Below are 1939 nucleotides of genomic sequence, written 5' to 3' on the forward strand. Positions count from 1 at the left end.
AGAGTCAGCTTAGTAAAATATTTAACTTTCTGGAACTATCAGACTTGCAGACCACCCCAAAAAGCTATACTTAACGACAGGTCATTTTGGACTGGTGTTTTGAGGACTTTTTACGCCGGTGATGACAATTGGTGACTTTAAGAAGTATGGATGTCTCAGAAACAGAATGTCCTTGTTGTATAAATGACAATCCCAACAACCGGATACATTCACGATTATCATCTGCATGACGGGCAGCATGCTGAAAATCAACATCATTAAAACCTTCGGGTAGCTGTGGTCGACGAGACATCTGTTCTAGATAATGCATGGTAATGATGCCTAAGCATAGTTGGCGGCAGCTTAAGGATTTAGAAAATGCGATTGGTATCACTTGCCATAGCCACCGGATTTCTATTGCTGATTATTCCCAGCCTGATGGTGATGGGCAGACTGGCTTTTGCCGAATTTTACTGTCTTCTCCGCAACAAGAGTGGTTATGAAGCTTTATGGGACAGCTGGCAAAACAGTCGAAAGGAAAAGTGGCAACTGGTGGGTGGGTTAATACTTATTCCTGTGGCGATTGTTATTCCATTATTACTGCTGGAATCCTTTCTTAACCTGCTCGGTCTTGCCGGCGCTGTATTCACTTTTATTTCATGCATTCTCAGCTCTATAGGGTTTACCCTGTCAACCATCTTTGCATTCAGAATGTACACCCTTGATCCTGAGCGATATTCTGTCCATGTAGCCCCTGAAGACAATCAAGGTTTAATAGAATGACCTATGGAAGGCCACTGTTACTGTCATTGCTGGTTTTTTTCTCATACCCGACAACGGCCAGTGTGTTAAAACCTTTTGCCAGTGATGGCTGCAGCTTATTTCCTAATGGCTCTTATGCTGAACCTGATCGATGGTTGCACTGCTGTGTCGGGCATGACCTGACCTACTGGAAAGGTGGGACCTCGAACCAACGGCAGCATTCAGACCAGGTATTGCGTCAATGCGTCAGTGACGCAGGACATCCCTGGATTGGTGCTGTGATGTATGCAGGTGTTCGACTTGGCGGTAGCCCATTATGGCCCACACCATTTCGCTGGGGGTTTGGCTGGGACTATCCACGTTTTTATGGCCCATTGTCTCCGGAGGAGCTTGATCAGGTCGAGTTCCAATCCCTGCAGATTGATATAGCGGGAAAGGAGTGAACCCCATCTACTCCCAGTGACCGCCGGCGTTTCTGCGTGTTATCAGCCAGCCGGAACAAATGAGTGGTGTCGATGGCGAATCAACCAGGCGCCGTTATGATTTTCCAGGAACAGGGTCAACCGCTTCATGGGTTCACCGCTGCCCTCTGCTTTGTGAGTCAGGCAGAGGCAGGCTGCTGTTCCGTAGACATATACGGTGTAGTGCTCTTCGCTTTTTGATGCGGAGTCATGATCCTTGAAATAGTCTTTCCAGTGCTGTTCCAGCTCCGATTTATTGTTGATATCCGCATAAAAGCCAAAACTACAGACATCCTCATCCGCAACGAATTTAGCCATTGCTTTACTGATGTCTTTTTCTTTAAATGCCTGACCCATCTCGTGAATCAGTTGCTTGAAGGGAGCCAGTGCTTCCCCGGTAACCTGTGTTGTCATTTTAGTCTTCTTCCAAACCGCTGAATATTGGCGACTACAGTATAGGTAAGATATTGTTATAGTGAGGTGACTGGGAAAAGTTGAAAGGTTACAGCTCCTGAGACAATAACAATCAGGTACACCAGGCTGAAACAAAGGAGACTTCCGTTTGAAGCTGACCAGAACAAAACTGGAAGACGCAGTACGGCAGCGTATTATACCAATTTCATTTTCAAAATATGTCACGAATTCTGCGATTGCCTTTATACTTTAAATAGCCTGTTGTTCATCCCGTTAATGTCATGCCTAAAACTCCCGATTTTCCTGAAAACTTTCACGATGCA

General features: G+C 45.6%; 4 protein-coding genes. 2 read left to right on the plus strand and 2 right to left on the minus strand.

The window, feature by feature from the left end; genetic code table 11:
* Positions 1 to 70: 70 nt before the first annotated feature.
* Positions 71 to 310, minus strand: coding sequence for a hypothetical protein (locus AK963_RS32730; RefSeq protein WP_139117747.1), 240 nt, complete (start codon positions 308 to 310; stop codon positions 71 to 73).
* Positions 311 to 357: 47 nt separating this feature from the next.
* Between AK963_RS32730 and AK963_RS28345 the strand changes: the two genes are divergently transcribed.
* Positions 358 to 762, plus strand: coding sequence for a hypothetical protein (locus AK963_RS28345; protein WP_066018640.1), 405 nt, complete (start codon positions 358 to 360; stop codon positions 760 to 762).
* Positions 759 to 1184: a hypothetical protein gene (locus AK963_RS28350; RefSeq protein WP_066018641.1), complete on the plus strand. Its 426-nt coding sequence runs from the start codon at positions 759 to 761 to the stop codon at positions 1182 to 1184. The genes AK963_RS28345 and AK963_RS28350 overlap by 4 nt, the downstream gene beginning before the upstream one ends.
* Positions 1185 to 1226: 42 nt before the next feature.
* Here AK963_RS28350 and AK963_RS28355 read toward each other — a convergent pair whose 3' ends face one another.
* Positions 1227 to 1616 carry a nuclear transport factor 2 family protein gene (locus tag AK963_RS28355; protein WP_066018642.1) on the minus strand — a complete coding sequence of 130 codons (390 nt, stop codon included), beginning with the start codon at positions 1614 to 1616 and terminating at the stop codon, positions 1227 to 1229.
* Between the last annotated feature and the right edge of the window lie 323 nt (positions 1617 to 1939).

The organism is Endozoicomonas atrinae, assembly GCF_001647025.1.
Classification (GTDB): Bacteria; Pseudomonadota; Gammaproteobacteria; order Pseudomonadales; family Endozoicomonadaceae; genus Endozoicomonas; species Endozoicomonas atrinae.

What these genes read in the sequence shown, in the direction of transcription:
- AK963_RS28355 (WP_066018642.1), bottom strand. Translation starts at nt 1,616, where the DNA reads ATGACAACACAGGTTACCGGGGAAGCACTGGCTCCCTTCAAGCAACTG.
- AK963_RS32730 (WP_139117747.1), bottom strand. Translation starts at nt 310, where the DNA reads ATGCATTATCTAGAACAGATGTCTCGTCGACCACAGCTACCCGAAGGT.
- AK963_RS28345 (WP_066018640.1), top strand. Translation starts at nt 358, where the DNA reads ATGCGATTGGTATCACTTGCCATAGCCACCGGATTTCTATTGCTGATT.
- AK963_RS28350 (WP_066018641.1), top strand. Translation starts at nt 759, where the DNA reads ATGACCTATGGAAGGCCACTGTTACTGTCATTGCTGGTTTTTTTCTCA.